Source organism: Nocardioides sp. Arc9.136, assembly GCF_030506255.1.
Classification (GTDB): domain Bacteria; phylum Actinomycetota; class Actinomycetes; order Propionibacteriales; family Nocardioidaceae; genus Nocardioides.
This window is the reverse complement of record NZ_CP113431.1, coordinates 3921787-3948522: the sequence shown is the minus strand read 5'-3', so window position 1 is coordinate 3948522 and position 26736 is coordinate 3921787. Positions and strand designations below refer to the sequence as shown.

The window sequence follows — 26736 nt, the reverse complement described above, 5'->3', positions numbered from 1 at the left end:
CCCTCTTTTGTGGGGTTGGTTGGTTGATGGTTTCTTTGACAATGATTCTGGCTGGATCTCCTTACGGGGGTCCAATGAATGTCAGTTTCTCCTGTCAGGGGCATCTCTTTTTCCGCCGTCGGGCTTTGTGTCTGGTGGTGGTGTTGTTTTTCAACGGAGAGTTTGATCCTGGCTCAGGACGAACGCTGGCGGCGTGCTTAACACATGCAAGTCGAGCGGTAAGGCCCTTTCGGGGGTACACGAGCGGCGAACGGGTGAGTAACACGTGAGTAATCTGCCCTCCACTTCGGGATAAGCCTCGGAAACGGGGTCTAATACCGGATATGACGACTGCATGCATGTGTGGTTGTGGAAAGTTTTTTCGGTGGGGGATGTGCTCGCGGCCTATCAGCTTGTTGGTGGGGTAATGGCCTACCAAGGCTTCGACGGGTAGCCGGCCTGAGAGGGTGACCGGCCACACTGGGACTGAGACACGGCCCAGACTCCTACGGGAGGCAGCAGTGGGGAATATTGGACAATGGGCGGAAGCCTGATCCAGCAACGCCGCGTGAGGGATGACGGCCTTCGGGTTGTAAACCTCTTTCAGCGGGGACGAAGCGCAAGTGACGGTACCCGCAGAAGAAGCACCGGCCAACTACGTGCCAGCAGCCGCGGTAATACGTAGGGTGCGAGCGTTGTCCGGAATTATTGGGCGTAAAGGGCTCGTAGGCGGTTTGTCGCGTCGGGAGTGAAAACCCAGGGCTTAACTCTGGGCTTGCTTCCGATACGGGCAGACTAGAGGCATGCAGGGGAGAACGGAATTCCTGGTGTAGCGGTGAAATGCGCAGATATCAGGAGGAACACCGGTGGCGAAGGCGGTTCTCTGGGCATGTCCTGACGCTGAGGAGCGAAAGTGTGGGGAGCGAACAGGATTAGATACCCTGGTAGTCCACACCGTAAACGTTGGGCGCTAGGTGTGGGGCCTATTCCATGGGTTCCGTGCCGCAGCTAACGCATTAAGCGCCCCGCCTGGGGAGTACGGCCGCAAGGCTAAAACTCAAAGGAATTGACGGGGGCCCGCACAAGCGGCGGAGCATGCGGATTAATTCGATGCAACGCGAAGAACCTTACCTGGGTTTGACATACACCGGAAAGCGCTAGAGATAGTGCCCCTTTTTGTCGGTGTACAGGTGGTGCATGGCTGTCGTCAGCTCGTGTCGTGAGATGTTGGGTTAAGTCCCGCAACGAGCGCAACCCTCGTCCTATGTTGCCAGCACGTCATGGTGGGGACTCATAGGAGACTGCCGGGGTCAACTCGGAGGAAGGTGGGGATGACGTCAAGTCATCATGCCCCTTATGTCCAGGGCTTCACGCATGCTACAATGGCCGGTACAAAGGGCTGCGATGCCGCGAGGCGGAGCGAATCCCAAAAAGCCGGTCTCAGTTCGGATTGGGGTCTGCAACTCGACCCCATGAAGTCGGAGTCGCTAGTAATCGCAGATCAGCAACGCTGCGGTGAATACGTTCCCGGGCCTTGTACACACCGCCCGTCACGTCACGAAAGTCGGCAACACCCGAAGCCGGTGGCCTAACCCCTTGTGGGAGGGAGCCGTCGAAGGTGGGGCTGGCGATTGGGACGAAGTCGTAACAAGGTAGCCGTACCGGAAGGTGCGGCTGGATCACCTCCTTTCTAAGGAGCACACACCCCGATCACCGCCGAATGTGTGGTGACGCATGGTGGTGTCTCACTAGTGGAATCGTCGATGATGCTTTGCCCGGTGGGGCTTTGCTTCCTCAGTACTACCCGTTCGCCTTCCCTTGTTTGTGGGGTGGGGGTGTCCGGGTGTGGAACCTGGGAGTGGGGTCTGATGGGGTGGGGTTGGCACACTGTTGGGCTCTGGGGAATCACACCCCAGTGTTGAAGCAGACCTTCCGGGACTGCCATCTGAGTTTGTTGCTTGGTGGTGGCCCGGGTGGGTGTGGAGTTTGTGAACTGGATAGTGGACGCGAGCATCTTGTAATACTTTTGTAGTTGTTGTCTTCGTTGAGTGTTTGTGAGACAAGCTATGAAGGGCACATGGTGGATGCCTTGGCATCAAGAGCCGATGAAGGACGTAGGAGCCTGCGATAAGCCCTGGGGAGTTGGCAACCGAGCGTTGATCCGGGGATGTCCGAATGGGGGAACCCAGCTGGAGTCATGTCCAGTTACCTGCACCTGAATATATAGGGTGTGTGGAGGGAACGTGGGGAAGTGAAACATCTCAGTACCCACAGGAAGAGAAAACAACAGTGATTCCGAGAGTAGTGGCGAGCGAAATCGGATGAGGCTAAACCTTGTACGTGTGATACCCGGCAGGGGTTGCGTATGAGGGGTTGTGGGACCGTTCTGCTGGTTCTGCCGGACTGGCGCAGAGTAAGAAAACGCAAGTGAAGTTGAAGTCCATTGGAAAGTGGCGCCGTAGAGGGTGATAGCCCCGTAAGTGTAAGTTTGTGTCTCTGGAGCGGTATCCCAAGTAACACGGAACCCCTGAAATTCCGTGTGAATCTGGCGGGACCACCCGTTAAGCCTAAATACTCCTTGATGACCGATAGCGGACAAGTACCGTGAGGGAAAGGTGAAAAGTACCCCTGGCGGGGAGTGAAATAGTACCTGAAACCGTGTGCCTACAATCCGTCAGAGCCCGGCTGCCCCTTGTGGGTGTTGGGGTGATGGCGTGCCTTTTGAAGAATGAGCCTGCGAGTTTGCGTTGTGTTGCGAGGTTAACCCGTGTGGGGAAGCCGTAGCGAAAGCGAGTCCGAACAGGGCGTTTGAGTAGCACGATCAAGACCCGAAGCGAAGTGATCTATCCATGGGCAGGTTGAAGCGCGGGTAAGACCGCGTGGAGGACCGAACCCACTTAGGTTGAAAACTGAGGGGATGACCTGTGGATAGGGGTGAAAGGCCAATCAAACTTCGTGATAGCTGGTTCTCCCCGAAATGCATTTAGGTGCAGCGTTGCGTGTTTCTTGCCGGAGGTAGAGCACTGGATAGCCGATGGGCCCGACCAGGTTACTGACGTTAGCCAAACTCCGAATGCCGGTAAGTGAGAGCGCAGCAGTGAGACTGCGGGGGATAAGCTCCGTAGTCGAGAGGGAAACAGCCCAGACCATCAGCTAAGGCCCCTAAGCGGTGACTAAGTGGAAAAGGATGTGGAGTCGCATTGACAACCAGGAGGTTGGCTTGGAAGCAGCCACCCTTGAAAGAGTGCGTAATAGCTCACTGGTCAAGTGATTCCGCGCCGACAATGTAGCGGGGCTCAAGTCATCCGCCGAAGCTATGGCATTCATGCGTTAACTAAGCCGCCTTTTGGGTTGGTTCAGGTGTGTGGATGGGTAGGGGAGCGTCGTGTCGCGAGTGAAGCTCCGGGGTGACCCAGGGGTGGACGCGACACGAGTGAGAATGCAGGCATGAGTAGCGAATCACGTGTGAGAAACACGTGCGCCGAATGATCAAGGGTTCCAGGGTCAAGCTAATCTGCCCTGGGTAAGTCGGGACCTAAGGCGAGGCCGACAGGCGTAGTCGATGGACAACGGGTTGATATTCCCGTACCGGCAAAGTAGCGCCCATGACGAACCTGGTGATGCTAACCACCCGAAACCTTGCTTACTGAACCCTTCGGGGGGATGGGGCTTGGCGGAGCGTGGGACCCGAGCTGGTAGTAGTCAAGCGATGGGGTGACGCAGGAAGGCAGCCCAACCACGGCGATGGTTGTCCGTGGCCAAGGATGTAGGGAGCAGTGTAGGTAAATCCGTACTGCTGACTTTGATGTCGATCCTGAGATCTGATGGGGACCCAATTGTGGGGAAGTGGGTGATCCTATGCTGTCGAGAAAAACCTCTAGCGAGCTACGCGCCGCCCGTACCCCAAACCGACTCAGGTGATCAGGTAGAGAATACCAAGGCGATCGAGCGAACCATGGTTAAGGAACTCGGCAAAATGCCCCCGTAACTTCGGGAGAAGGGGGGCCCGATCTGTGATCCCACTTGCTGGGGGAAGCAGTGACGGCCGCAGAGACCAGGCCCAAGCGACTGTTTACTAAAAACACAGGTCCGTGCGAAGTTGTAAGACGATGTATACGGACTGACTCCTGCCCGGTGCTGGAAGGTTAAGGGGACCTGTTAGACGCACTTGTGTGTCGAAGCGGAGAACTTAAGCCCCAGTAAACGGCGGTGGTAACTATAACCATCCTAAGGTAGCGAAATTCCTTGTCGGGTAAGTTCCGACCTGCACGAATGGAGTAACGACTTGGGCGCTGTCTCAACCGTGGACTCGGCGAAATTGCACTACGAGTAAAGATGCTCGTTACGCGCGGCAGGACGGAAAGACCCCGGGACCTTTACTATAGTTTGGTATTGGTGTTTGGTTCGGCTTGTGTAGGATAGGTGGGAGACTGTGAAGCATTCACGCCAGTGAGTGTGGAGTCATCGTTGAAATACCACTCTGGTCGTACTAGATGTCTAACCTAGGTCCGTGATCCGGATCAGGGACAGTGCCTGATGGGTAGTTTAACTGGGGCGGTTGCCTCCTAAAATGTAACGGAGGCGCTCAAAGGTTCCCTCAGCCTGGTTGGCAATCAGGTGGCGAGTGTAAGTGCACAAGGGAGCTTGACTGTGAGACAGACATGTCGAGCAGGGACGAAAGTCGGAACTAGTGATCCGGCGTCGGCATGTGGAAGCGACGTCGCTCAACGGATAAAAGGTACCCCGGGGATAACAGGCTGATCTTCCCCAAGAGTCCATATCGACGGGATGGTTTGGCACCTCGATGTCGGCTCGTCGCATCCTGGGGCTGGAGCAGGTCCCAAGGGTTGGGCTGTTCGCCCATTAAAGCGGCACGCGAGCTGGGTTTAGAACGTCGTGAGACAGTTCGGTCCCTATCCGCCGCGCGCGCAGGAAACTTGAGAAAGGCTGTCCCTAGTACGAGAGGACCGGGATGGACGAACCTCTGGTGTGCCAGTTGTCCCGCCAGGGGCACGGCTGGTTAGCTACGTTCGGAAGTGATAACCGCTGAATGCATCTAAGCGGGAAGCACGTTTCAAGATGAGGTTTCCCACCACTTATGTGGGTAAGGCCCCCAGCAGAACACTGGGTTGATAGGCCGGAGGTGTACAGCAGCAATGCCTAGCCGACCGGTACTAATAGGCCGAGGGCTTGTCCCACAACCACTCAACCAAGACAACAACCACGTTGCACGAGTGCTCGCGTCCACGAATCCAGAACACGCCAGACTTGGTCTGTGCGGTCGGTGCGCCACCAGGCGTCCCGAGACCGCATGGTCCGTTAGAGTTACGGCGGCCATAGCGAAAGGGAAACACCCGGTCCCATCCCGAACCCGGAAGTTAAGCCTTTCAGCGCCGATGGTACTGCAACCGCGAGGTTGTGGGAGAGTAGGACGCCGCCGGACAACACTTCAAGAACAGCGCCATCCCTCCGGGGATGGCGCTGTTCTGCATTTCCAGCCTGATGATCCCGCTGCGTCGACGCGGGGATCGGCGCAGGCGGCCTCAGCCGAGCAGGCGCTCGCCGAGCACCCGGTCGACCCGGGTGACCATCGCGAGGTCGAACGTGCTCTGCAGGGCCCGCGTCGCCAGCTGGCGCAGGTCGTCGAGGGCCTGCTCGACGTCGGGCCAAGCGACGGCCGGCTTGCCCGCGTCGACGAACGGCTGCCACACGCGGTCGACGAAGAGCTCGACGTACAGCTTGGCCACTCCGTCGGCGTGCCGCCGGAGCCGCTCGAGGAGGTCGAGGGCTCCGGGCGCGTCCAGCCCGAGCAGGCGCATGGCCTCCTCGCCCGCGATCAGGAGGGCCGGTGCGACCACCTCGACCTGCGGCTCGCCGTCCGCGGCGTCGGGCGCCTCTCGCACGAGGCCGAGGCGGAGCGCCGTGGCCAGCACCTCGCCGGCGTCGTCGGCCTGCAGCCGGAAGCGGTCGACGAGGTCGGCCAGCGTGGTGACCTCCGGCTCGGGTGCGCTGAACATCCCGCGCGCGTGCTCGGTGAAGGCGAGCAGCTGCCCGTCCGCCGTCGTGTCCCGGTCGAGCATCCGGGCGATCCCGTCGAGCTTGAGGCCGGCGGCGCGCAGCTGCTGGACCAGGCGGACCCGCTCGACGTGCTCGGGCCCGTAGAAGCCGGTGCGTCCGCGGAGGTGCGGTGGGGGCAGCAGCCTGCGGGACTGGTAGCTGCGCAGGGAGCGGACCGAGACACCGGTGCGCCGCGCGAGCTCCTCGACGACGAACACCTCGTCGGTACCCGGCTCACCGGCCCCGGCAGGGCCCGCTGGCGCCGTCTCCCCGCTGGGGGAGGACGTGTCGTGGACCACGGCGCGATCCTAGCCCTTGCCACGGTTGCATCGAACGATGTTACATAGAAGCATGTTGTTCTCCGAGACCCCCGCCGTGCCGACCGCGGTCGAGGACCGGCCCGCGGGCGCTGCCGCCCTCGGCGAGGTCGCGCTCGCCTCCGGCCTGGCGCTCCTCATGACGATCGCGCTCGGCGTGGTCGTGGTCGCCCACCGCTCCGGCCGGCTGCCCGCGCTGACCCGGCTGATGGAGCGGATGGACCGCTCCCGGTTCTTCGGCACCCTCGCCCCGTGGGCGCAGGTGCCGCTGATGGTGGCGATGGTCTCGCTGATCACCGCCCTGCTGGGGATGTACTGGGACATCGCGCTGCACATCGGGATCGGCCGCGACGAGGGGCCGCTGGCCAACCCGGCCCACTACCCGATCCTCTTCGGGCTCTTCGGCATCTCCGCGGCGGGCGTGCTGGCGTGCGCCCTCCCGCGGCAGGACGAGGTCGGGCCCTCGGGCGTGCGCCTCGCCCCGGGGTGGAACGCCCCGGCCGGCGGCGTGCTGCTCACCGGAGCAGGCACCTACGCGCTCCTGGGCTTCCCGCTCGACGACGTGTGGCACCGGATCTTCGGCCAGGACGTGACCCTGTGGGGCCCGACCCACCTGATGCTCATCGGGGGCGCCGGTCTGTCGCTGGTGGCGATGGCGGTGCTGTTCGAGGAGGGCCGCACGGCCACCGAGCGCACCGGCAGGCGGACCAGCCCGGTGGCGACGTACGTGCTCAAGGCGTGCCTGGTCGGCGGTCTGCTGATCGGGATGAGCGTGTTCCAGGCGGAGTTCGACTTCGGGGTGCCGCAGTTCCGCCTGGTGCTCCAGCCCTTCCTCATCGCGCTCGCCGCGGCCTTCAGCCTGGTCGTCGCCCGGCTGTGGATCGGCCGGGGCGCGGCGATCGCCGCGGTGCTGTTCTACCTCGTGGTCCGCGGCGGCGTGAGCGTCGTCGTCGGCCCGGTGCTCGGCGAGCTGTGGGCCTCGGTGCCGCTCTACCTCGCCGAGGCGGTCGTCGTCGAGCTGGTCGCCCTCCGGCTCGCGCACCGTCCCGTCGCCTTCGGCGTGACCAGCGGCGTCCTCATCGGCACCGTGGGGTACGCCGCGGAGCACGCCTGGACCCAGGTCGCGTTCCCCCTCCCGTGGACCTCGGACATCGCGGTCGAGGGTGTCGCCATGGCGACCGTGGCCGGTGCTGCCGCCGGCCTGCTCGGCGGGCTGCTGGTTCGGGGTCTGCGGCGCGACCTGCCCGACGCCCTGCGTCCGCGGCTGCTCTTTGCGCTCGCGCTGGCCGCGATCGCCGCGTGTGCGACCAACGGGGTGCTCGCGACCCAGCCCAGCGACCTGGAGGGCACCGTCGCGGTGGCCGACGCGGGCGGTGGGGAGGTCGACCTCGAGGTGCGCCTCGACCAGGACGCCGTCTCCGGGGCGCCGGCCTGGCTCACCGTCACCGGGTGGCAGGGCGGCCAGGGGAGCGAGGGGCTGGTCGTCGACCACCTCGAGGAGACCGGCCCCGGGGTGTGGCGCACGACCCGGTCGGTGCCGGCCGACGACGGCTGGAAGACCATGGTGCGGCTGCACGACGGCCGTGACCTCACCGCGATGCCGGTCTACCTGCCCGAGGACACCGCGCTCGGTGAGCCGGAGATCCCGGTCGAGGACGGCACGCGCCCCTTCGACGAGGAGAAGCTGCTGCTCCAGCGCGAGCTCTCCGACGACGTCCCGGGGTGGCTGTGGCTCGCGGCGGGCTCGGTGGTCCTGCTCTGCTCCCTCGCCCTGGTCCTGGGCCTGGGCTGGGGCGTCACCCGGTTCGCGCGGGCGACGCGTCCGGACGTGGGCTCCGTGACCGCCCCGAAGGTGCCGGCATGACGGTCGGGCCGACCGCGCCGCTGCACATGGGCGCCCTGCACGGGGGCGAGGGGTTCCTCGTGCTGCTCCTCGCGTTCGGGCCGCTGCTCGTCGCCTTCCTCACCGTGTTCTACCTGCGGTGGCGCGGCGAGCAGGAGGGCTGAGCGCAGCGCCTCGCCCGTTTGGGGCGGGCCGGGTCCGCTCACCGGGGGTGCATGACCGCCCTCGAGCAGGACCCGTGCACCCGCGTGCACCTGTGGCACGACCTGGCCGCGGTGGCCGACGCGCGCCGAGCCCTGGTCCAGGACCTCGAGCAGGCCGAGCTGGACCGGCGTGCGGCCCAGGACGTGGTCCTGGTCTTCTCCGAGCTGGCCAGCAACGCCGTCGAGCACGGCCCGCCCCACGGCTGCGGCCACGTCGAGGCGACGTGGTGCCTCTACGACACCGGGGCCCGGCTGACCGTGGCGGGCGACGTCGACCCCGAGGTGGGCGAGGAGGTCCTCGACCGGTTCCAGCCGGGCGAGGCGTCCCAGTTCGCCGCCCGGGGTCGTGGGTTGGCCATCGTCGACCACGTCTGCGAGCAGTGGGGGGTCGACCTGGACGACGGCACGGTCCGGGTGACCGCTCAGATCGTCTTCGCCTCCTGACACCAGGAGCTGCGGGAGGCGGCCCTTGCCCAGGCGGGCGGATGCGCGGCAGGGGTGTGAGGTGCGTCGACCGATAGCCGTGCCGAGGTCGGGTACCGGGTCCCCATGAGCCAGAACGACGACTCCGCAGCCCTCGGCACCGACCCGTCCGTCGACGTCACCCAGGACGCCAGCGACAACGAGAGCTACCACGGCTACAGCGTCGACGACGAGACGCAGCCGCAGAGCTCGGGCGACAGCCTGGTGCAGGAGAACACCGACATCGGCGAGCCCCTCGACGAGGGCTACAGCCCGCCGGAGAAGTGGTCGGTCGCCCAGGGCTACGGCAACACCCCGCTCGAGGAGAGCATGGGCGAGACCTTCGAGCAGCGGCTCGAGCAGGAGATCCCCGAGCCCGACCCGTACGAGCAGGCCGAGCAGGAGGCCGACCGCGGTGAGCTCAACGACGTGATCCGCGAGGGCGCCCAGGTCGGCGACGAGCGCGCCGGCCGCCTGGTCGAGTCCGACGAGGGTGCCCGGACCGACACCGAGAAGGACCTGGTGGCCGGCGACGTCGGCATCGACGGCGCCGCCGCGAGCGCCGAGGAGGCCGCGGTGCACGTGGTCGCCGACGAGGACCTCTGAGAACTCTGAGCAGGACCGATCCACCGTTGCCGAGGGCCGCGTCCGATCTGGACGCGGCCCTTGGTGATCGCCGTCACCCGGCCTAGTGTTCCCCGCACCGTCCCGGCGACGCCGCCGGTGACGCGCGAGCCGAGGAGGACGTCGTGCCGGACCGGGAAGTCTTCACCCACGTGGTGGTCGGAGCCGGCAGCGCCGGCGCGGTCGTCGCCGCACGGCTGACCGAGGACCCGTCGGTCTCGGTGCTGCTCCTGGAGGCCGGCGGGGCGGCCGACGCCGACGAGATCAGCATCCCGGCGGCGTTCGCGAACCTGTTCAAGACGCGGTGGGACTGGAACTACCAGACCTCGGAGCAGAAGCAGCTCGAGAGCCGCCGCGCCTACTGGCCGAGGATGAAGGCGCTCGGCGGCTGCTCGTCGATGAACGCGATGATCTACATCCGCGGCAACCGGGCGGACTACGACACCTGGCGCGACGCGTACGGCGCGACCGGCTGGGGCTACGACGACGTGCTGCCGTACTTCGTCCGCGCGGAGGGCAACACCCGCCTGGCCGGGCCCTTCCACGGCCAGGACGGACCGCTGCACGTGGAGGACCGTCGCTACACCCATCCGCTGACCACCGCCTGGGTCGAGTCGGCCGTCGCCGCCGGCTTCAAGCCGACCGACGACTTCAACGGCGCCGAGCAGGAGGGTGCCGGGCTCTACCAGGTCACCTGCCGCAAGGGCCGCCGCTGGTCGACGGCCCGGGCCTACCTCGACCCCGCGGCCGACCGTCCCAACCTGACGGTCCGCACCGGGGCCCTCGCCGAGCGGGTCGTCGTCGAGGGCGGCCGCGCCGTGGGCGTCGCCTACCAGCACGGCGCCGGCACGCGCACGGCGTACGTCGAGGGGGAGGTGGTGCTCGCGGGAGGGGCGGTGAACTCCCCGCAGCTCTTGATGCTCTCCGGCATCGGGCCGGGCGCGCACCTGCGGGAGGTGGGCGTCGACGTGGTCGTCGACCTGCCCGGCGTCGGGCAGAACCTGCACGACCACCCGGCCGTGCCGCTCGTCTTCGCCACCCGCGGCACCAGCGACCTGATGGACCACAACAACCTGCTGCAGCTGGCGCGCGCGAAGGCCACCGGCACCGGCCCCCTGGTCTCCAACATCGGCGAGGGGGGCGGCTTCTGGCGCACCCGCGACGATCTGGCCGCACCGGACCTGCAGGTCCACGTCGCGCCGACCGGCTTCTACGACAACGGGCTGCACGAGGCGACCGCCCGGAAGGTCACCGTCGCACCGACGCTGGTCTCGGTCGCGAGCCGGGGGGCCCTGCGGCTGCGCTCGACCGACCCGCGCTGGCACCCCGAGATCGACCCGGGCTACTACGACGACCAGGCGGACCTCGACGCGATGACGGCCGGCGTGCGCCGGATGCTCGAGACCGTCGCCACGGGGCCGCTGGCCGACCACGTCACCGGCCCCGGCCTGCCGACGATGGAGACCTGGGGCGAGGACCCGACCGACGCGCAGGTCGTCGAGCACGTCCGGAGCTACACCCAGACGCTCTACCACCCCGTCGGCACCTGCGCGATGGGTGACGACGAGCGCTCCGTCGTCGACCCCGAGCTGCGGGTGCGCGGCGTCGACGGCCTCCGGGTCGCGGACGCCAGCGTGATGCCGATGGTGACGCGCGGCAACACCAACGCCCCCACGATCATGATCGGCGAGCGCGCCGCCGACCTCCTCCGCGGAAAGGCCCTCCGATGACCACCGGCACGACCACCGGCACGACCACCGGCACGACCACCGGCACCGACGGGAAGCTGGAGTCGATCAACCCCGCCACCGGCGACGTGGTGGGTGTCCACCCCGTGCACGACGAGGCCGACGTGCGGGCCGCCGTCGCCCGGGCGCGGGCCTCCGCGGACTGGTGGGCCGGGCTGGGCTTCGAGGGCCGCCAGCAGGTCCTGACCCAGTGGCGCGGCGTGATCACCCGGCGCCTGGCCCAGCTGTGCGACGTGGTCCACCAGGAGACGGGCAAGCCCCACGGCGACGCCCAGCTCGAGTGCGCGCTCGCGATCGACCACCTGGCCTGGGCCGGGTCGCACGCCGCGAAGGTCCTGGGCCGCAGGCGGGTCTCGCCGGGCCTCCTGCTGGCCAACCAGGCCGCGTCGGTGGAGTACCTCCCGCTCGGCGTCGTCGGGGTCATCGGCCCGTGGAACTACCCGGTCTTCACCCCGATGGGGTCGATCGCCTACGCGCTCGCGGCCGGCAACACCGTCGTCTTCAAGCCCAGCGAGCTGACCCCGGGCGTCGGCACCTGGCTGGCCGACAGCCTGCGCGAGGTCGTGCCCGACCACGACCTGCTGCAGGTCGTCACCGGGTACGGCGAGACCGGGGCGGCGCTGTGCCGGGCCGGGACCGACAAGATCGCCTTCACCGGCTCGACCGCCACCGGCAAGCGGGTGATGGCCGCCTGTGCGGAGACCCTGACCCCGGTGGTCATCGAGGCCGGTGGCAAGGACGCGCTCCTCGTCGACGAGGACGCCGACCTCGACGCCGCGGCCGACGCGGCCGCCTGGGGCGCCTTCGCCAACGCCGGCCAGACCTGCGCCGGGGTCGAGCGGGTCTACGTGCACGAGAAGGTGCACGACCGCTTCGTCGACCTGCTCGCGGAGCGGGCCCGCTCGGTGCACGCCGGCGTGGACGTCGACGCCAAGATCGGCCCGATGACCATGCCCGGCCAGCTCGACGTCGTACGACGCCACGTCGACGACGCGCTCGCCCGGGGCGGGCGGGCCGTCGTGGGTGGCGCCGAGGCGGTCGGCGACCGGTTCGTCCAGCCCACCGTCCTCGTCGATGTGCCAGAGGACAGCGAGGCGGTCACCGAGGAGACCTTCGGGCCGACGGTGACCGTGCGCAGGGTGCGCGACATGGACGAGGCGGTCGAGCTGACCAACGCCGGGAAGTACGGCCTGGGCTCGGCCATCTTCACCGCCAAGCGCGGCGACGACCTCGCCCGGCGGCTGCGCACGGGGATGACGTCGATCAACTCGGTGATCTCGTTCGCCGGCGTGCCGACGCTGCCGTTCGGAGGGGTGGGCGACTCGGGCTTCGGACGGATCCACGGCCCGGACGGGCTGCGGGAGTTCACCTACGCCAAGGCGGTCACCCGCACCCGGTTCAAGGCGCCGCTCAACCTCACGACGTTCGACCGCACGCCCGAGCAGGACTCGACGGTCGCGACGCTCCTGCTCGCCCTGCACGGTCGTGCCTCCCAGCTGCCCAAGCTGCCGCGCCGGCCGCTTGAGACGATCCGCGGGCGCCGCCGCGGCTGACCCCTTCCACCGCCTCGTGGTGCCCAGCGCGCGCCCGGGCGCACGCTGGGCACCACGAGGCGCGGTGGGTCAGGCGACGAGGTCGTCCCAGCCGGCCGCGAGGTAGTCGATGAACGCCGGGCCGACCCGCTCCGCGCGCAGCACGTCGCGGGTGACCGGGCGCTCCCGCACGCGGAAGTCCGGGTCGGCGGCCGCCCGGGCGGCGAAGTCGTGGTGCAGGATCGCGCCGGTGCCGACCGAGACGAAGTCGGCGCCCCGCTCCAGGCACCAGCGTGCGTCGGCCGCGGAGAGCACCTTGCCGGCGACGCCGAGCCGCGTGCCGCCCCGGGGCAGATCGGCGAAGTGCTCGACCAGCAGCCCCTCGGCGCCGAACCGGGAGGCCATGAAGACGTCCCACAGCGACATGTCGAGGTAGTCCAGCAGCCCCGAGGTCATCACCTGCCGGGCGGTCTCGCGCCCCTCCTCGAGGGTGATCCCGCTGCCTTCCGGCGTGAGCCGCAGCCCGAGCTGGAAGTCCGGCCCGGTCGCGGCGCGGATGCCCTCGAGCACCTCGCGCAGGAGGCGGGACCGGTCGTCGAAGGAGCCGCCGTACCCGTCGGTGCGGTGGTTGTGTCGGGCGTCGAGGAACTGCCCGACGAGGTAGCCGTGCGCGCCGTGCACCTCAACCCCGTCGAAGCCGGCCCGCTCCGCGCGCACCGCGGCGGCGACGAAGTCGGCCACGGCCTGCTCCACCTCGTCGGTCGTCATCGCGACCGCGCCCTTCGCCGGCTCGTCCCAGGGGCACTGGTTGGCCCGGCCGGTCAGTGCCGGGTCCGCGCGCCGGCCGCCGTGGTGGAGTTGGACCGAGGAGACGGCGCCGGTGGTGCGCAGGGCGTCGGCGAGCCGGGTGAGCCCGGGCAGGTGGTCGTCGGAGGCGATGCCGAGCTGGCCGGCCCACGCCTGGCCCGCCGGCGCGACGTACGCCGCCGCCGTCATGACCAGCCCGAAGCCACCGCGGCCGCGCGCCTCCAGCCAGTGGTGCTCGTCGTCGGACAGCGTGCCGTCGGCGTTGCTCTGGGTGTTGGTCAGCGGTGCCAGCGCGAAGCGGTTGGCCCACTCCGGGCCGTGGGCGAGCGCGAGCGGGTCGGCGAGGGAGGTCACCGCTCCATCGTGGCCGAGCGGGCGGCGGTGCCGTGCACCCGGGTGCCCGGAAGGTGCCTCGGGTACCTTCGAGCGCCATGAGCCAGCAGTCCCGCGGACCGCGCGGCATCCGCGCCGTGCCCTCCACCCTCGCGCGCGGACGGGACCGGGTGACCGGGGTCCTCCAGCACCGCTACCCGACCGTCGCGGTGACCGGCATGACCGGCGTCGGCAAGAGCGAGCTGGTCGACCACCTCGCCGGCCGCCCGCGCGCCGGGGAGCCGCCGGAGGCGGGGTCGGCGGTGATGGAGCGGCGGGTGCGCCGCGACCGGCGGCTGCGCGGCTTCCGGTTCCGCGTCGTGCCGGGCGAGAACGCCGCCACCCGGCTCGGGGCGCTGGACGAGGTCTTCCACGACGACCCGGTCGACGGGGTGCTGCACGTGGTCGCCAACGGCTACGCCACCGGGCGCCGCCCGGCCGGCACCACCGGGGCGGTCGAGGTGGACCGCGACGAGCAGCTGGCCCGGGAGCTGGAGGACTGGACGGTCACCGCCCACCGGATCGCCTCGATGGCGGTCCGCCGGCCGCGACCGACCTGGCTGGTGATCGTGGTGACGAAGGTCGACCTCTTCCTCGACGACGTCGACGAGGTGGTCCGCTCCTACTCACCCGGCGGCGGCACGCCGTTCGGGGACCGGCTCGACGAGCTCCGCGCGCTCGCCGGCGCCGCGAAGCTCTCCATCGACGTGCTGCCGGCCTGCAGCCGGCTCGACCCCGACAGCCCGCTCGACCAGAAGCAGCGCGACGCCTACCTCGCCGCCCTCGAGGCGCGGATGGGGCAGCTGGCCGGGCACGCCTGAGCCGGGCGGGCCGCCGGCCGGGCCGGCCATCCCCACGGGTGTGAGGACGTGTTCGGTCTTGTGCTGCTCCGTGCGAGCGGGGAGAGTGATCGTCGTCACTACCCGCCGCACTCGGAGGCCCCCATGACCCTGACCCCCATGACCCGTCCCACTCCGCCCGCTCCTCCCGCGCTCACCCGCACCCCGGCTGCCGCCGCGGTGGGGCGCCGGGCCCTCCTCGGAGCCGCCGGGCTCGGCGGGCTCGCGGCGGTCACCCTGCCCACGGACGCCGCCTCGGCCGCGCCCCGCAGCCGGGTCAGCCCCTTCGACCTCGACTTCGAGGTCGTCGACCGCCAGCGTCGGCTCGACCTGCTGGCCGACCGGTTCGTCACGCTGCGCGACAGCTTCACCGACGGGGGCGGCCGGTACGACGTGCTGGCGCCGCGGGGCCGCGCGGGCGCGGTGGCGCGCGGTGGGGGCGAGGTGCGGATCGGCGGGCGCGAGCACTCCACGCTGCTGCGGTCGACCAGCCGCCAGGACGCGCCGTACGCCGCGGTGGTGGTCGACGTCGCGGCGTTCTCCGGCGACACCACCCGCGACCGGGTGCTCGCGGGCCTCGCCAAGGGCGCGGGCGACCACCTGCTCGCGTGGTACGACCGGGCGACCGGCACGGTGGGGATCGACCTGACCGTCGGCGGGACCACCGAGACGCTCGGCACGGCCGAGGCCGACCTGCAGGCGCCCTTCCAGCTCGCCTTCGCCGTCACCAGCACCACGGTGGTGGCCTTCGCCGACACCGGCTCGGGACCGGTGCCGCTGGTCAAGGCGACCCTCGACGAGCGGCTCGACCTGCGCGAGCCGGCGAACCTGCGGACCTGGACCAACTCCTTCGGCGCCGAGTCCGGCTCGGGCACGGTCGTGCTGGACCGCGTGCGGGCGGGGTACTTCGGCCAGCTCGGGCTGCGCGACCCGCACCTGGTCACCCACGCCGACGGCGCGCCGTACATCCGCGACGGGAAGGTCTACCTGACCTTCACCCAGGCCGGCCTGGCGTTCTTCGAGACCGCCCACTGGGGCGTGTGGACCCTGGACCTGGAGACCTACCGGCTCGAGCAGGTCGCCAACCTCTTCTTCCAGCGCGACGGCCGCGACCTGGTGCTCGGCGACCACGCCGGCCACCTCGTGCGCGACGACGCGAACCGGCGCTGGATCGTCACGAACAGCACGTGGGGCGACTTCGCCAACGACAGCGTCGAGATCAACTACACGACGCTGCGCTCGTCCACCGACGTGCTGCGCGGGGTGCACGTGCTCCGCACCCGGCAGCTCCGGCTGCCCACCTCCGAGCTGCCGTCGGAGGCGGTCGGGCAGTGGGACCCGCACGTGGTCAAGATCGAGGGCCGTTGGTACGTCGGGTTCGTCAACGCCCGGCGCTTCTTCGACTTCTACCCCGCCCTGGCCCGGAGCCCGCGCGGCGCCGACTTCACCAACCTGTCGCTGGTCGGCGCGGACGCCTCGAAGGTCGAGACCGAGGGGACGGTGCTCCAGCGCTTCGGCGGCCGCTGGTACGTCCTGGCCAGCAACGGCGACGCCAACGCGGCGGAGATCCGCGGGCAGTACCCCGTGTACGACCTGCAGATGAAGCAGCTCGGGATCCTCGACGCCCCGCACCCGACGAACATCCCGTGGCCGATGATCATCCCCGTCGCGGAGCGGAACCGGACCCGCTGGCTGCTGGTGACCTTCAACGGCACGCAGTACTACGAGCCGCTGCTGGGCTACGGCACCCACGGCGACACGATCGTGATGGAGGCCCAGCGGACGAAGGGCGTGGAGTTCCCCCGGAGCCGCTGAGGCCCGGGACGCGGAGAGGCCCGCAGGTCACCTGGGGTGACCTGCGGGCCTCTCGCTCGCTGCTTCCGTCGTCCCGTCAGCGGGTGACGACGGGGCGGCGGTCGCTACGCAGGGTCAGCGCCTCGTACCCCCGGCGGGTGCCGGTGACGCGCACCGTCACCGTCTTGCCCAGGTGGCGGCGCGTCAGCAGCAGCGTCCGGCCGGTGGCGACCTGCTTGCCGCCGACGATCCACCGCACGCGGGTCCTGGTGCCGTCGGCCCAGTCACCGGTCTCCACCGTCAGGCGCTGCCCCACCCGGGCCTTCCCGAGCAGCACGGGCCGCTCGCCCTGGAGCCGGCCCGGTGCGACCCGGGTCGGTTCCGAGGTGACCGAGGTGGCCGGGCCCGAGCCGAGGGTCGCCGTCACCGTCACGGTGAGCCGCCTGCCGACGAACCGGGGGAGGACCCGGAACGTGCTCGCGGTCGCCCCGTTGATCGGCCTGCCGTCGGCGTTCCACTGGTAGGTGAGCGTCGTGCCGGCGGGCCAGTCGCCCGCGTCCGCGGTGAGCACGCGGCCCACGCGGGCGGGGCCCCGCAGGTCCGGCTCGGCCGGCTGCGGCACCTCCGGGCCGGGCGTGCCGGGGTCGCCCGGGGTGCCCGGGTCCGGCGTGCCGGGGTCGCCGGGGTTGCCCGGGTTCGGCGTGCCGGGGTTCCCCGGGTTCGGGGTCCCGGGAGTGCCCGGGTTGCCCGGGTCCGGCGTGCCGCCCCCGCCCCCGGCCACGGTCAGGGTCCGGACCTCGGAGATCGAGCTGCCGCCGTAGGGGTTGGTGGTCTCGACGTACCACCCGTGCCGCCCGGCGCCGGGGTCCCAGGCGACCGTGCTGGTCGCGCCCGAGGCGACGTCGTCGAGGACGGCGATGTCGCGGGTGGTGAGGACGTCGGCACGGAAGGAGTCCGTGGCGAGCGTCTTGGTCGCCGGGGCGATGCCCGCGTCGACGTACGGGATCACGAACTCCTGGTGGACCGGCTCCAGCGACGGGTCGTCGGAGTCGAAGTCGTCGAGCGAGGGGGAGTAGGTGCGCACGACGATCCGGCCGCCGGTGTTGTCGAAGTGCATCAGCCGCAGGTAGCCGAGGCCGCCCTCGGGGAGGCCCTGGTAGTCGAACAGCATCGAGTGGACCGTGCGGTCCGGCGTGCCGTCCCCGTCGTCGTCGAACTGGTCGAGGCGCGTGTAGGCGTCGTGGTAGTGCCCGGAGGACACCGCGAAGACGTTCGGGTTGGGGGCGACGACCTCGTCCATGATCCGCTGCGGGACCGGGCCGAGCCCGCCGGTGGTCAGCATGAACTCGTGCAGGCTGATCCAGACCTTGCGCTCGGGGTGGGCCTTGATCACACGGTTCATCCAGGCGATCTGCTCGTCGCCGGGCGCCCAGCCCATCGAGAGCATGAGGAAGTCGATCCCGCCGGCCGTGATCAGGTCGTAGTGGCCGCGGTTGTCCTGGTGGGTGCCGCCGTACCACGGGTTCTGCTGGTAGCGGTGGGTGCCGAACCACTTCGAGAACGCCGTGTAGTCGTTGTCGTGGTGGCCGACGTCGTGGTTGCCGGCGAGCACGCCGTACGGCAGGCCCGCCTCGTCGAGCATCCGGTACGCCGGGTCCGCCTTGAGCCACTGCCGCTCGTCGGTCGCGACGTTGACGACGTCACCGGTGTGCAGGACGTACTGCAGGTTCAGCTGGTCGCGCTGGGCGAGCAGGAACTTGTTGATGTTGAGCTGGTGCTTGTAGAAGCCGTCGGTCTCGTTGTAGTACTGCGTGTCCGACTCCCAGCCGAAGGTGAAGTCGTACTCCGAGCGGGGCGTGACCCCCTTGCCGGAGTACGGCGCGGGGTTGTCGGCGCGGGTCGAGCGCACCTTGCCGGCGAAGCCCTCGGAGTGCTGCACGAGGACAGTCATCGTGCCGTCGGCGGTGTGCCCGGCGACCGGCACGAGCTCCTCGAAGGCGAAGGGCTGGTCGTCGGTGGTGATCTTGCGCGCGACCTCCTCCCAGGCGCCGGTGGCGGCGTCCTTCACGTAGAGCAGCACCTTCGCGCCGGCGTTGGCCGAACCGGTCCAGGTCAGCCGGGCCGTGGCGTCGGCGCCCGCGTCGGCGGGGACCGCCACCGAGAACAGCTGGTAGGGGAAGGCCACGTCCGAGCTGACCTCGTGCTCGATGCCGTCGGTGCCGGCGACCTGCTCGAGCTGCTCGGCGGTCAGCACCGTCCGCTCGGAGCGGTCGGTGCCGCGGGCGACGCCGGTGGTGCCGCTGTACGCCGCCACCTCGGCGTCGGTGGGCACGAAGCTGCTGCCCTCGCGGAACCGCAGCTGCAGGTCGTCGCCCTCGGGCGAGCCGGCCGTGGCGGTCAGGTCCACCGGCCCGGAGGCGACGCTCGCGCCGTCCTCCGGGCTCACCAGCGTGGTGCGGGGCCGCTCGTCGGCGGTGGTGAAGGTGACCGTCCGGGTCGCGGTGTTCCCGACCCGGTCGCGGGCGGTGACCACCAGGCGGTGCTCGCCGGGCGCCAGGCTCAGCGAGCTCGTGGCGTGCGGCAGCGTGACCGCCTCGCCGTCGAGCGTGGCGGTGACGCCGGCGTCGGCCAGGCCGGAGCCCGCGTCGGTCGTGGCCGCGTCGAGGGTGAGGTCACCGCGGTAGCGCTGGCCGTCGGCCACGGTGGGCTCGACGACGGGTGCGGTGTTGTCGACGCGCACGGTGCGGGTCAGCGTGGCGCCGTCCCGCGCGGTCGCGGTGACCGTGTGCGGGCCGTCCGCGACGGTGGTGGAGTCCCACATGGTCGCGAGCGAGTCGAAGGCGTCGTCGGGGATGGTGAAGGTGGCGGTGAAGTAGACCTGGTTGGCGTCGTTGAAGCCGATCCGGGTCGTCGGGTCCGGGCAGGCGCGGACCGTCGGGTCCTGGCCCTCGCCGGCGCCGCCGCAGGTCGTCGGACGCAGCACTCGGCCGTCGGGCAGCGCGAGGCGCAGGTTGAGCGCGGAGAAGTCGTCGTTGTTCTCGTTCGGGTCGGGCTGCGGCCAGGCCTTGGTGCCGGCGTAGATGCCGACCGTGAGCGGCTCGCCCTTGACGACCCGCTCGACCGGGACCGGCGCGGTGACGGTCTCGACCCGGGCGTAGAAGCCCTCGTCGAAGACGGTGAGCACCTCCTCGCCGATGCGCACGCCGTTGCGGAAGAACGCGTCGGTGCTGGTGGCCTCGAAGGCGAAGACGGGACGCGCCTCGAGCGCGGGCACCGGCGTGGGCGCGGGCGCGCCGTCGATCGCCAGGCTCAGGTCCGCCGGGTCGCCGGCGGTGGTGGCAGCGAGGCGCGTGCGCCCGCCGACGTACTGGTCCTCGGTGACGTTGAGCCGGACCGGTGCGGTCTCGGTGGCGTCGAGCGTCACCCGGACGGTCTCCAGCGTGGTGCTGCCCGTGCCGTCGGTGGCGGTGACCGAGTACTCGACCCACCGCTTCCCGTAGAGGTCGACCGCGGGGATCGTGTAGGCGTACCGGTCCGGCGCGCCGAAGACGAGGTTGCGGCGGATCGGCTCGTCGACGTCGGTGTCGACGGTCAGCACGACCGTGCGGACCTGACGGTCGTCGGTGATCTCGAAGTCGAGGGCGAGGTCGGCGGTGTCCGGGGTCTCCGAGCCGCCGACGAGGTCGACGATGCGCGGGGCGCTGGTGTCGGCCGGCGTCGCGACCAGGCCCGGCGGGACCTGGTCGGGGGCGGCGTACCCGGGCGTGGCGGTGCCGGTGCCCAGCTTGGTCTGCTTGGTGCCGCCGTCCCAGCGGTACTGCAGCGGCTTGTCGGCGACGGTGTCGGCGTCGTCGTGGTAGTACGCGCGGCTGATGTCGTGGCCGCTGTTGGTCATCACCTGGATGCCGCGCAGGCCGCCGTTGGCCATGCCGCCCGAGGCGATCTCGACCAGGTCGGTCCCCGGGGTCAGGCGGGAGCCGAAGTGCTTGTTGAAGTCGGTCGCCGTCAGGTGGTCGTTCGACCCGTTCTTCACCCACAGCACGAGCGTGCGCCCGGGGGCGATGACGGGGTCGTGGGGCCGGGCCGGCCACAGGAGGCTGTTGGTGGTCAGCTCGCTGCCGTCGATGTAGAGGTAGTTGAGGGTGAAGTCGGCGAACGCGACCGGCGCGTCGGAGGCGTTGTAGACCTCGACGAACTCGTAGGCGTCGCCGCCGCCGACGTTCGCCGTGTCGGGCGCGACCTCGGTGACCTGCAGCACGGGTGCGGTGAGCGCCGGGTCGACCGCCGGCGCCGGACCCTGGACCGGGACGGACGGGCCGCCCGGTGCCGGGCTCGTGGTCGGGGTGCTCGTCGGGCTCGTCGGCGCCTCGGTGGGCGTCGAGCTGCCTGTCGGCGTCTCCGTCGGGGTCGGGCTGGTGCTCGGCTCGACCGGAGCGGTGGGGCTGGCCGGCGCCGTGGGCTCGGTGGGCGTGGGGCTGGTGGTCGGCGTCGGGGTCGGTGTGGGCGTCGTTGTGGGCTCGGTCGTCGGCCGGGTGAGCTGCGCTGGGTCGACCGTGCCCGGGGTCGGCGCCTGCAGCCGTCCGAGGACGGGCTGCTGCGGGGAACCCGACGGCGGCACCGCGTACGTCACCGTCCGGTCGACGCCCTTGTCGGTCCCCGTCCACGCGACCTCAGTGAGCTTGGTGCCACCACGGGTGAGGTACATCGAGGTGCCGGAGTTGTTGAGCCCGTCCTGGCCGGTGAGGTGCACCAGCGTGTAGTCGTCGCTGACGCCGAGCGAGGCGTAGTGCTCGCGGAACTGCTGGTCGGTGAGCGTGGCATCGCGACCACCGGTCGCGCTCCCGTCGCGGTAGACGCTGTTCCGCGCCCACAGCACGACGGTGCCGTGCGCCGGGACGGTCGTGCCGGCCGGGTACGACAGCGTCTTGGGGTTCGTGCCGCTCATGTAGACGATGCCGACGCCCGCAGCGGTCAGGTCGATGGCCTCGGCAGTGGTGTTGTGCAGCTCGACGAACTCCCACGCGTCAGCAGACTTGTTCTCGAAGGTCGGCATGTTCGCCGAGTCGACGTTGACCTCGGTGATGAGCAACGCCGGAGCATCGGCCGGCGCGGCCGGGAGGTCGGCGGCGGCCAGCGGAGCGGCCGATGCGGTCGGCCCGGTCAGGGCGACGGTGCCGGCGGCGAGCGTGCCGGTGAGCGTGGTGGAGAGCGCCAGGGTGGCGAGCGCTGTGCGTCGGCCGCGACGGCGGCGCACGCCGGCGGAGCCGGCTGGAGAGGGCGTCATGCGGGTCGGGTTCGCTTTCTCTGGAAGGGGATCGGGCGGACCCTCGCAGCGAGAAGGTGAAGGAATGCGAACCGCGCGTGACCCGCAGGTGGACGCTGTCGGTCTGCTTCGAGCGGGCCGTGCCGGCGGGACGTGGGGTGCGGCGTTTACCCAGATCTGGGGATGCGGAGCGCTCCGCCGCGAGCGCACAGTCGAGGGACGGGCGAGACCCGTGCGAACGACCTGTCGACCGTGGCGGAGGGACACGGCGCCACACGCTGACGCCACCTCCCATGCCCTCCTCCCAGGGAGCTGCCGGAGCCCCCGGCACGAGGGGCCACGGTCGACGGGCCCGCACGACAGCCCGCACGACGGCCCCCGGCCCCCGGCGCACGCCTCGGCGCGGCCGGGCCGGCCGCAGACGCGACACCGGGGCCCGTCCTGGTGGACGGGCCCCGGTGCTGTTCGAGCGGGTCGCTGGGTTCGGCCGGCGGTCGGCCGGCCCTCAGCGGTCGGTCAGCGGACGGCGTCCAGGGCGTCGATCACGCCGTCGCCGAAGTAGCTGTTCTCGTCGGTCGTGCCCACGCACGGCGCACCGGCGGTCGTGGTGCCGCACGCCTTGTCGTCGGCCTGGGCCCGCAGCGCGCGGGCCAGCTGGGCCGGGCTCCACCGCGGGTGCTCGGAGGCCAGCAGTGCCAGCACGCCGGCGGCGTGCGGGGACGCCATCGAGGTGCCGCTCTTGAGCCCGTAGCCGTTGTCCGTCACCACGGTGGACAGGATCCGCGAGCCCGGGGCCGCCACGTCGATCACGCCGAGGCCGCGGTTGCTGAAGCCGGAGAGCCGGCTCTCCATGGTGTCGGCGGGGAAGCGCTCCATCGAGGAGACCGTGACGACACCGTCGAGCTCGGCGGGGATGTCCTCGCAGTCGTCGTTGATGACCCGGTCGACCGGCGTGCTGTCGTCGGGGCTGGTGGTGTCGGTGGTCTTGTTCGCCAGGTCGTACGACGAGTTGCCGGCCGCGGCGGCGTGCACGACGCCCTCGCGGGTCGACCAGGCCACGGCGCGGCGGACCGCCTCCTTGGCGGCCAGCTGGTCGGGCTGGTCCTCGCAGTAGAACTGGAACGGGTCGACGTAGTAGCTGTTGTTGGTGACCTCCATGCCGTGGAGGCCGGCCCACACGAAGCCGCACACGGCGTACTCGGGGTAGATGAAGCCGTCGTCGTTGACGACCTTCACCGAGGCCATCCGCACGCCCGGGGCGACACCGACGATGCCGACGCCGTTGCGGGCCGCGGCGATGGTCCCGGCGACGTGGGTGCCGTGGTCGCTGGTGGTCGGGTGCCAGCCGGTCGCCGACCGGTCGGGGCGCCCGGCGTCGCTGCAGTTGACCGAGTCCCGGACGTCGATGTTGGGGGCGAGGTCGGGGTGGTCGGGGTCGATGCCGCTGTCGAGGACGCCGACGACGACGCGCCGGCTGCCGTCGGTGATCGCGTGCGCCCGGTCGGCCCCGATCATCTGCATGTCCCACTGCTCGGCCTCGCGCGGGTCGGCCACGACCTTCGTGGCGGACTCGAGGTCCTTCTTCTTGGCGGACCGCGCGGCACGCGCCGACCGCTCCGAGCGCCCGGGGCGCTTCGCGTCGACGCCGGGCGTGCCCTCGGTGACCGGGACGGTGCGGGTCGCGCCGACCGAGGCCAGTGCGCCGCGGGCGGCCCGGCTGACGTCCTCGCGGAAGTCGGCCTCGTCCGCGTGCGCCACGACGACGCCGATCTGGGGCCACGACTGCACGACGGTGCCGCCGGCGCGCTCGACCGCGCGCTCGACCTGGCGGACCTGCGCGGGGCCGGCCTTGCGGGCGTTGAGGAGGTAGCTCGACACCACTCCGTCGGGAGTGGCGATCGGCACGGGCGTGGACGGGGGGCCGGCGGTCGGGCCGCCGTGGCCGCCGGGGCCGCCGTGGCCGCCGGTCGCGGTGGCGCCCGGCCCGGTGGCGACCAGCAGCGCCGTGGAGAGGGCGGTGGTGGCGGCGAGCGCGGCTGCGGTACGCCGCAGGGTGGTGCGGTGGGTCATGTCGTTCCTTCCCGAGAGTCCGGCGCGTGTGTGCGCCGGGGGGTCATCCTGACCCGAGGCCACCCCCCACCGCCAGCACCCCCAGGGACGAGTCGGCGTCCGTGCCCGTCGTACGACGAAGGGCCCCGCCGTGATCGGCGGGGCCCTTCGCTGGTGCTCGTGGGCAGGGGCGGGGTCGAACCGCCGACCTTCCACTTTTCAGGCGGACGCTCGTACCAACTGAGCTACCTGCCCGAGCGACGGACACCTTACATGCCCGCGGAGCGGCCGACGAATCGCGTCCTCGACGCGGCAGCGCCGGGCTCACGCCTCCGGCGCGACGTCCACGACGGGGTTGCGCAGGTGCTCGTAGATGATCGAGGTCTCCACGTCGGCGATCGCCTCGCGCGAGGTCAGCCGGTCGATGACGAAGGCGTAGAGCGCGTCGTTGCTCGCCACCGCCACGTGCACCATGAAGTCCGCCCGGCCGGAGGTCACGAAGACGCCGACGGTCTCGGGGAGTGTGGCGACCCAGTCGCGGAAGTCCTCGATGTTGGTCCGCGTCGGCGGGCGGATCCGCACCGAGACCAGGGCCTGCACCGAGCGGCCGAGCTGGGTCAGGTCCACGTCGAGGTGGCTCCCGCGGACCACCCCGCGCCGCTGCAGGGCCCGCGCCCGGTCGTGGACGGTCGTCGCGGAGACCCCGACCTCGGCCGCGATGTCGCGCAGGCTGCGCCGGGCATCCGTCATCCAGGCACGCAGGATCGAGCGGTCCAGGGCGTCCATGTCAGCCAGGATAGGCACTCGTCCGGACGATGCGCGGCGTGCTGGCGTCTGCGCCGTACGTCGTCCTAGCGTTCCCGCATGACCACCGAGACATTCCCGGCGCCGCCGATCGGGTTCGACCCCGAGCAGATCGACCAGTCCGCGAGCACCCGCGACGTCCCGCTCAAATGGGTCGTCGTCGTGGACGAGACCCTGCCGGCCGGGCGGGCGGTCAACGCCGCCGTCTGCGTCGCCGGCGCCACCACCACGCGCGTCCGCGGGCTGCTCGGCGACGCCGCCACCGACGCCGACGGCACGTCGTACCCGGGACTGCCCTGGCTGGGGTGCACGGTGCTCGGCGCGGCTCCCGAGCGGCTCGCCGCCGTCCGGGCCGCCGCCGCCCGGCGCGAGGACGTCGCGCTCGTCGCGATGCCGGTCCAGGCCCAGCAGACCCGGGTGTACGCCGAGTACCTCGACGCGGTCGCCGCGAGCGGGACCGAGGACCTCTCCTTCCACGCCCTGAGCCTGGTCGGGCCGCGCAAGGTGGTCGACAAGCTGGTCAAGGGCCTCGGCCTGCTGCCGTGACCCGCGCGTTCCGGGCCGTGGCGGGCGGCACCGGCGAGCGAGGATCTCGTATGCTGTCCGCGCAGTCCGGCCCCCATCGTCTAGCGGCCCAGGACCCCGCCCTTTCACGGCGGTAGCACGGGTTCGAATCCCGTTGGGGGTGCTCCACCGGCTCGTGCAGGCCCCGCGATTGGGTCCGTCGCGAGAGTGTGGGTTAGAGTTCCACCGCTTCGCCGATGTGCGGAGCAGAGCACGACCAGCAGTTCCATGGCCCCGTAGCGCAGTTGGTTAGCGCGCCGCCCTGTCACGGCGGAGGCCGCGGGTTCGAGTCCCGTCGGGGTCGCCACCGAGCGCCCCGGACCACCAGGTCCGGGGCGCTCAGTCGTTCCCGGGCCGTTGCCCGCCCACGGCAGACTGGCCGCGTGCCGATCGACATGGACCGCGACCGCTTCGACGCTCTCGTCGACCAGGCGCTCGACGGCATCCCCGACGAGCTGGCCTCGCTCGTGCGCAACGTCGTCGTCCTCGTCGAGGACGAGCCGCCGGAGGGCGAGCCTGACGACCTGCTCGGCCTCTACGACGGCGTGGCGCTGACCGAGCGGACCAGCTGGACCGAGGGAATGGAGCTGCCCGACCGGATCTTCGTCTTCCGCGGTCCGCTGCTGGACATGTGCAGCAGCGAGGAGGAGCTGGTCGACGAGGTCCGGATCACCGTGGTGCACGAGGTCGCCCACCACTTCGGCATCGACGACGACCGCCTCCACGACCTCGGCTACGCCTGAGGGTCCGCCCAGGAGCCCACCCAGAAGCCCAGGGCGCAGGCGGCGAGCGCCAGCCCGAGCGTGCCCGCGGCGTACGCCGCCCCGGCGCGGCCGCCGAGCCGGTGGGTCTGCCCCGCGAACGCCGACCAGGTGGTCAGGCCCCCGCAGAAGCCCACCCCCACCAGCGCGTACGCCGCGTCGCCGCCGCCCGGCTCGTGGCCGAGGCCCACCAGCAGGCCGAGGAGGGCCGAGCCGGCGACGTTCACCGCCAGCGTGCCGCGCGGCCAGCGGCCGTCGAGCGCCGACGCCGCGACGTACCGCAGGGCGGAGCCGAGCGCACCGCCCAGTGCCACGAGCAGGAGCGTCACGACGCGCCTCGACGAGCGCTCGGGACCCCCGCCGTGCCCGGTGGGGCCGGTGCGAGCCGGGAGGCCAGTGCGACCGCCGCGACCGTGGCCGCGAGCGTGCCGAGGAGGTAGCCCAGGGCGAGCAGCGACCGGCCCTCCGCGAGCAGCGACCGGGTCTGCTCCGAGGCCGCCGACAGCGTGGTGAAGCCCCCCAGCAGGCCGGGGCCGAGCGCCGCGGCGAGCGCGGGCGAGCGGCGGACGGGCGCCACGCCGGGCAGCAGTGCGAGCAGCAGGCTGCCGACCACGTTGATCGCCAACGTGGTCCCCGGCAGGCCCGGCCCGTCAGGCACCGCTTCCCCACACCCCCACCTCAGGGCAGCGCCGACCGCGCCGCCCGCGGCCACGGCCGC

General features: G+C 70.5%; 17 protein-coding genes, 3 tRNA genes and 3 rRNA genes. 15 read left to right on the top strand and 8 right to left on the bottom strand.

Annotated elements, in window-relative coordinates:
* Window positions 1-150 precede the first annotated feature (150 nt).
* The 3 genes from OSR43_RS19075 to rrf all read left to right on the top strand — a co-directional run bounded on the left by OSR43_RS19075 (window position 151) and on the right by rrf (window position 5422).
* Window positions 151-1669 (top strand): 16S ribosomal RNA (locus tag OSR43_RS19075).
* A gap of 367 nt (window positions 1670-2036) precedes the next feature.
* Window positions 2037-5177: ribosomal RNA gene (locus OSR43_RS19070) — 23S ribosomal RNA — on the top strand.
* Between the two features lie 128 nt (window positions 5178-5305).
* Window positions 5306-5422: ribosomal RNA gene (gene rrf / locus OSR43_RS19065) — 5S ribosomal RNA — on the top strand.
* Together the 16S, 23S and 5S rRNA genes form the textbook arrangement of a ribosomal RNA operon.
* Before the next feature lie 100 nt (window positions 5423-5522).
* On the opposite strand, the gene OSR43_RS19060 is transcribed toward rrf, so the two are convergent.
* Window positions 5523-6335, bottom strand: a complete 813-nt coding sequence (locus tag OSR43_RS19060; RefSeq protein WP_302268358.1) for a MerR family transcriptional regulator — start codon at window positions 6333-6335, stop codon at window positions 5523-5525.
* A 52-nt stretch (window positions 6336-6387) separates the two neighbouring features.
* On the opposite strand from OSR43_RS19060, the gene OSR43_RS19055 reads away from it, so the two are divergent.
* The 6 genes from OSR43_RS19055 (at window position 6388) to OSR43_RS19030 (ending at window position 12786) form a co-directional block, all read left to right on the top strand.
* The gene (locus tag OSR43_RS19055) at window positions 6388-8217 is read left to right on the top strand and encodes a hypothetical protein (RefSeq protein ID WP_302268357.1); all 1830 of its coding nucleotides are present in this window, start codon (window positions 6388-6390) and stop codon (window positions 8215-8217) included.
* On the top strand, window positions 8214-8360 hold the full coding sequence (locus OSR43_RS19050) for a hypothetical protein (RefSeq protein ID WP_302268356.1): 147 nt from the start codon (window positions 8214-8216) through the stop codon (window positions 8358-8360). The genes OSR43_RS19055 and OSR43_RS19050 overlap by 4 nt, the downstream gene beginning before the upstream one ends.
* Before the next feature lie 51 nt (window positions 8361-8411).
* Entirely contained in the window at window positions 8412-8843 is a 432-nt protein-coding gene (locus tag OSR43_RS19045) for an ATP-binding protein (RefSeq protein WP_302268355.1), read from the top strand.
* A 105-nt stretch (window positions 8844-8948) separates the two neighbouring features.
* On the top strand, window positions 8949-9467 hold the full coding sequence (locus tag OSR43_RS19040; RefSeq protein ID WP_302268354.1) for a DUF5709 domain-containing protein: 519 nt from the start codon (window positions 8949-8951) through the stop codon (window positions 9465-9467).
* A 143-nt stretch (window positions 9468-9610) separates the two neighbouring features.
* Window positions 9611-11215 carry a GMC family oxidoreductase gene (locus OSR43_RS19035; RefSeq protein ID WP_302268353.1) on the top strand — a complete coding sequence of 535 codons (1605 nt, stop codon included), beginning with the start codon at window positions 9611-9613 and terminating at the stop codon, window positions 11213-11215.
* Window positions 11212-12786 (top strand): aldehyde dehydrogenase family protein, encoded by a 1575-nt coding sequence (locus OSR43_RS19030; protein WP_302268352.1) that lies wholly within the window; start codon window positions 11212-11214, stop codon window positions 12784-12786. Before OSR43_RS19035 ends, OSR43_RS19030 begins: the two co-directional genes overlap by 4 nt.
* A gap of 69 nt (window positions 12787-12855) precedes the next feature.
* Here the strand turns inward: OSR43_RS19030 and OSR43_RS19025 are convergent, their stop codons facing one another.
* The gene (locus OSR43_RS19025) at window positions 12856-13926 is read right to left on the bottom strand and encodes an NADH:flavin oxidoreductase (RefSeq protein WP_302268351.1); all 1071 of its coding nucleotides are present in this window, start codon (window positions 13924-13926) and stop codon (window positions 12856-12858) included.
* Between the two features lie 77 nt (window positions 13927-14003).
* Here OSR43_RS19025 and OSR43_RS19020 point away from each other — a divergent pair, with 77 nt between their 5' ends.
* Both OSR43_RS19020 and OSR43_RS19015 read left to right on the top strand, forming a co-directional pair.
* Window positions 14004-14765, top strand: a complete 762-nt coding sequence (locus tag OSR43_RS19020; protein WP_302268350.1) for a GTPase domain-containing protein — start codon at window positions 14004-14006, stop codon at window positions 14763-14765.
* Between the two features lie 123 nt (window positions 14766-14888).
* Window positions 14889-16598 (top strand): hypothetical protein, encoded by a 1710-nt coding sequence (locus OSR43_RS19015; RefSeq protein WP_302268349.1) that lies wholly within the window; start codon window positions 14889-14891, stop codon window positions 16596-16598.
* A gap of 76 nt (window positions 16599-16674) precedes the next feature.
* Here the strand turns inward: OSR43_RS19015 and OSR43_RS19010 are convergent, their stop codons facing one another.
* The 4 genes from OSR43_RS19010 to OSR43_RS18995 all read right to left on the bottom strand — a co-directional run bounded on the left by OSR43_RS19010 (window position 16675) and on the right by OSR43_RS18995 (window position 24675).
* Window positions 16675-21861, bottom strand: a complete 5187-nt coding sequence (locus tag OSR43_RS19010) for a lamin tail domain-containing protein (protein WP_302268348.1) — start codon at window positions 21859-21861, stop codon at window positions 16675-16677.
* 495 nt (window positions 21862-22356) lie between these two features.
* Window positions 22357-23910: a S8 family serine peptidase gene (locus OSR43_RS19005; RefSeq protein WP_302268347.1), complete on the bottom strand. Its 1554-nt coding sequence runs from the start codon at window positions 23908-23910 to the stop codon at window positions 22357-22359.
* 160 nt (window positions 23911-24070) lie between these two features.
* A tRNA-Phe gene (locus OSR43_RS19000) sits at window positions 24071-24144 on the bottom strand.
* 69 nt (window positions 24145-24213) lie between these two features.
* Window positions 24214-24675 carry an Lrp/AsnC family transcriptional regulator gene (locus OSR43_RS18995; protein WP_302268346.1) on the bottom strand — a complete coding sequence of 154 codons (462 nt, stop codon included), beginning with the start codon at window positions 24673-24675 and terminating at the stop codon, window positions 24214-24216.
* A 78-nt stretch (window positions 24676-24753) separates the two neighbouring features.
* Here OSR43_RS18995 and OSR43_RS18990 point away from each other — a divergent pair, with 78 nt between their 5' ends.
* From OSR43_RS18990 to OSR43_RS18975, 4 genes are all read left to right on the top strand, one after another.
* Complete coding sequence (locus OSR43_RS18990; protein ID WP_302268344.1) at window positions 24754-25239, top strand: DUF2000 domain-containing protein; 486 nt, start codon at window positions 24754-24756, stop codon at window positions 25237-25239.
* Window positions 25240-25308: 69 nt separating this feature from the next.
* A tRNA-Glu gene (locus tag OSR43_RS18985) sits at window positions 25309-25381 on the top strand.
* 106 nt (window positions 25382-25487) lie between these two features.
* Window positions 25488-25564: transfer RNA gene (locus OSR43_RS18980), tRNA-Asp, on the top strand.
* 76 nt (window positions 25565-25640) lie between these two features.
* A complete protein-coding gene (locus OSR43_RS18975) occupies window positions 25641-26000 on the top strand; it encodes a metallopeptidase family protein (protein ID WP_302268343.1) in 360 nt (119 codons plus the stop codon).
* Here the strand turns inward: OSR43_RS18975 and OSR43_RS18970 are convergent.
* Both OSR43_RS18970 and OSR43_RS18965 read right to left on the bottom strand, forming a co-directional pair.
* Complete coding sequence (locus OSR43_RS18970) at window positions 25991-26347, bottom strand: CrcB family protein (protein ID WP_302268342.1); 357 nt, start codon at window positions 26345-26347, stop codon at window positions 25991-25993. The genes OSR43_RS18975 and OSR43_RS18970 overlap by 10 nt on opposite strands.
* Window positions 26344-26730 (bottom strand): CrcB family protein, encoded by a 387-nt coding sequence (locus OSR43_RS18965; protein WP_302271724.1) that lies wholly within the window; start codon window positions 26728-26730, stop codon window positions 26344-26346. Before OSR43_RS18965 ends, OSR43_RS18970 begins: the two co-directional genes overlap by 4 nt.
* Window positions 26731-26736: the final 6 nt, after the last annotated feature.

Excerpts from the sequence above, each read along its gene's own strand:
- OSR43_RS19055 (WP_302268357.1), top strand. The coding sequence starts at position 6,388 with ATGTTGTTCTCCGAGACCCCCGCCGTGCCGACCGCGGTCGAGGACCGG.
- OSR43_RS19050 (WP_302268356.1), top strand. The coding sequence starts at position 8,214 with ATGACGGTCGGGCCGACCGCGCCGCTGCACATGGGCGCCCTGCACGGG.
- OSR43_RS19045 (WP_302268355.1), top strand. The coding sequence starts at position 8,412 with ATGACCGCCCTCGAGCAGGACCCGTGCACCCGCGTGCACCTGTGGCAC.
- OSR43_RS19040 (WP_302268354.1), top strand. The coding sequence starts at position 8,949 with ATGAGCCAGAACGACGACTCCGCAGCCCTCGGCACCGACCCGTCCGTC.
- OSR43_RS19030 (WP_302268352.1), top strand. The coding sequence starts at position 11,212 with ATGACCACCGGCACGACCACCGGCACGACCACCGGCACGACCACCGGC.
- OSR43_RS19020 (WP_302268350.1), top strand. The coding sequence starts at position 14,004 with ATGAGCCAGCAGTCCCGCGGACCGCGCGGCATCCGCGCCGTGCCCTCC.
- OSR43_RS19015 (WP_302268349.1), top strand. The coding sequence starts at position 14,889 with ATGACCCTGACCCCCATGACCCGTCCCACTCCGCCCGCTCCTCCCGCG.
- OSR43_RS19010 (WP_302268348.1), bottom strand. The coding sequence starts at position 21,861 with ATGACGCCCTCTCCAGCCGGCTCCGCCGGCGTGCGCCGCCGTCGCGGC.
- OSR43_RS19005 (WP_302268347.1), bottom strand. The coding sequence starts at position 23,910 with ATGACCCACCGCACCACCCTGCGGCGTACCGCAGCCGCGCTCGCCGCC.
- OSR43_RS18995 (WP_302268346.1), bottom strand. The coding sequence starts at position 24,675 with ATGGACGCCCTGGACCGCTCGATCCTGCGTGCCTGGATGACGGATGCC.
- OSR43_RS18990 (WP_302268344.1), top strand. The coding sequence starts at position 24,754 with ATGACCACCGAGACATTCCCGGCGCCGCCGATCGGGTTCGACCCCGAG.